Origin of the sequence: Dietzia sp. DQ11-38-2 (assembly GCF_014145055.1) — a bacterium.
GTDB lineage: Bacteria > Actinomycetota > Actinomycetes > Mycobacteriales > Mycobacteriaceae > Dietzia.
Window position 1 is genome coordinate 1 of sequence record NZ_JAALDW010000094.1, and the last position, 2,559, is coordinate 2,559.

The 2,559-nt window shown below is 64.9% G+C and carries 2 protein-coding genes; one reads left to right on the forward strand and one right to left on the reverse strand.

The window, feature by feature from the left end:
* Positions 1–146: 146 nt before the first annotated feature.
* Positions 147–1,031, reverse strand: a complete 885-nt coding sequence (locus G6026_RS03610) for a sulfurtransferase (RefSeq protein ID WP_107757453.1) — start codon at positions 1,029–1,031, stop codon at positions 147–149.
* Between the two features lie 426 nt (positions 1,032–1,457).
* On the opposite strand from G6026_RS03610, the gene G6026_RS03615 reads away from it, so the two are divergent.
* Complete coding sequence (locus G6026_RS03615) at positions 1,458–2,141, forward strand: NPCBM/NEW2 domain-containing protein (RefSeq protein WP_182612287.1); 684 nt, start codon at positions 1,458–1,460, stop codon at positions 2,139–2,141.
* The last annotated feature ends 418 nt before the right edge of the window (positions 2,142–2,559 follow it).

The window sequence follows — 2,559 nt, forward strand, 5'->3', positions numbered from 1 at the left end:
GGAGCGCCGCGGCGAGCAGCACGAGGGCCAGGAGGAACCAGAACACGACCATGTCCACAGAGGGTAGTCAGCGCTGGTGGGGTTACCCGCCAGGCACCGCGGCGCTGCGTGACCTGGATGCCCCCGGGAGCCGGCGCGGGCGCGGGCTAGCGGGGGTCCTCCCCCAGGGCGATCGGCCGCCGACGATCCGCCGACCACTGCGACCACGACCCCGGGAACAGCCTCCCCGCCTCGATCCCGGCCACCTCCATCGCCGCGAGCGCATGGCAGGCGTGGATGCCGGAACCGCAGTAGACCACGGTGTTCTTTCCGCTGGTCACCCCCACGTCGGCGAACATCTGACGGATGCGCTCGGCGGGAAGGAACCGCCCGCTCTCGTCGAGGAACGACGACGTGGGCAGATTGACGGCGCCCGGGATGTGGCCGGCCCGCGAATCCATCGGCTCGGTGTGGCCGGCATAGCGCTCGGCAGCGCGGACATCGATCAGGACGCCCTCCTCGGGGCTGGCCTCCGTCTCGTCGATGTCGGCCGTGCGCATGTGATCGAGCCTGAAGGTGAAGTCGCCGCGCTCGACCGGGTTGCCCGGCCCCACCGCCAGGTCCTCGCCCTCGGCGATCCACGCCTTGAGACCGCCGTCGAGGAGGTAGACGTCCTCCTTGCCGGCCCAGCGCATCAGCCACCAGGCGCGCGCCGCGGAGGTGTTACCGGAGTCGTCGTAGATCACCACGCGGCTGTCGTTGTCCACCCCGGCACGACGCAGGGCGTCCTCGAGATCATCGGGCGAGGGCAGCGGGTGGCGGCCCTCGCGGACGTTGCGCTGGCCCGCGAGCTCGGTGGGTAGATCGACGTACTGCGCGCCGGGGATGTGGCCGGAGTAGTAGTGCTCCCGGCCGCGGGCATCGCCGAGCCGCCAGCGCACGTCGAGGATCACAGGGGTGGGAAGGCTCGCCACGTCGCTGATCAACTCGCGCGCCGTGACGAGGAGGGGACTGACCTGGGTGTCGGATGCGGGTGCGGTGGCTCTGGTCACGGTTCCATGGTAGACGCGTCGACACCGGGGCGGATCCCCTCCTCGGGGGCTGATCCCTCACACCGGGCGCGTCGCGGCAGGACCGGAAGCTACGCATGGAGCTCCCAACGGCCTGATGGCCCACCGACTCGCCGCGTCGTCTCCAACGCCTAATCGTTTGCGCTGCGTAGGAGGGTAGTTCTGACCCGAATTAGTGGATTTGACTGGCAGGACAGGCCCGCGAGCCGAGCAAAGACTCTTACTCGACGACGACTGGCCAACTCCACAGGGGGGCCATTGATATCTCGATCGAAGGGCGAGAACGGTTCCGGGGCGATTCCGTCCTTCTAATCCTGCAATTGCTCGAAATGTGCGACGTGTCGTATGTTCGGATGAAGATCGCCAGAGTTTATTGTGGGCGCCTGGACGGTGTACAACACTACAGGCATGCGACCTTCCTCATCCTTTACGAAATTCATCGCGGTCATCGCCGCATCCGCGACCATCGTCGGAATTGCGCCCGGAACATCGTCGGCACAACTTCCGCCGCTGCCGCCCCTCCCGAGCATCGAGGAGATTCAAGCAGGTGCGGCGGCCGCAGCCGTCGTCATCGCAGCCGCTGCAGCAGCGTCTTCTCAGCTGAACGAGACGGGCGGCATCAACAGCGACTCACTCGGCAACACCGTGAGCGGATCCCAGAACCAGGGACCGGGGAATCCCCCGATTCCCGGGACGCAGACTACCTATCTGCGCGCTATGCAGACAGTTCGAGGCGGAGCAGAACCCACCAAAGGGTCAGTCAACATCAACGGCAGGACATATGCCCAGTCGGTGTACACCAGCCAATTCATGACTACGTCGACAAACTATCAGTACGACCTGGGCAAGGACTGGAGCAATTTCCGAGCTACTATCGGCCTTTCTGATACTTCTCACCCCGATGCGAGATATCAGTTCAGAGTATTCGTCGACGACCAGCAACGTGGATCGTGGGCGATGAGGCTCGGACAAGCTCAGGACATCAACATCAACGTTTCCGGTGGCCTCCGCCTGAAACTCGAGGTGACAAAGACCGCAGCAAACGGCAACAACGCCAATGCAGCCTGGGGCGACGCTCGCGTCACGCGCTGACCGGCTGACACGACCACCTCCAATCATGAAAGGCTAGGGATCACGGTGATCGGTTGCGATCAAGCGGGCCCCGGACAGAATTGCGTACCTCCCGACGTGGCGATGAGTGAGGCAATGAGGAGCCTTCTCCCTACGATCGACGTCTTCGGAATGCCGATGGACCTCGGCTGGATCGTCATTCCGGCGATGCTCCTCGTGGTCCTCACCATCGCGTAGAACACTCTTCGGGGGACCAGTGGGTTGCCCGCGCGAAGGGCTCAGCTGACATCGCACCGGAGTCGTGCCGGAGCGCTGATGCAGCGAGCCCAGAGCCACCACGGGAAAATTGAACGGGCCCGACTGCTACCTCGTGGTGGTCGAACGGCTCAGTGATTGTGGATCCACACCACGGGCCCGGCCACCTCGAAAGGTGGCCGGG

What these genes read in the sequence shown, in the direction of transcription:
- G6026_RS03615 (WP_182612287.1), top strand. Translation starts at nt 1,458, where the DNA reads ATGCGACCTTCCTCATCCTTTACGAAATTCATCGCGGTCATCGCCGCA.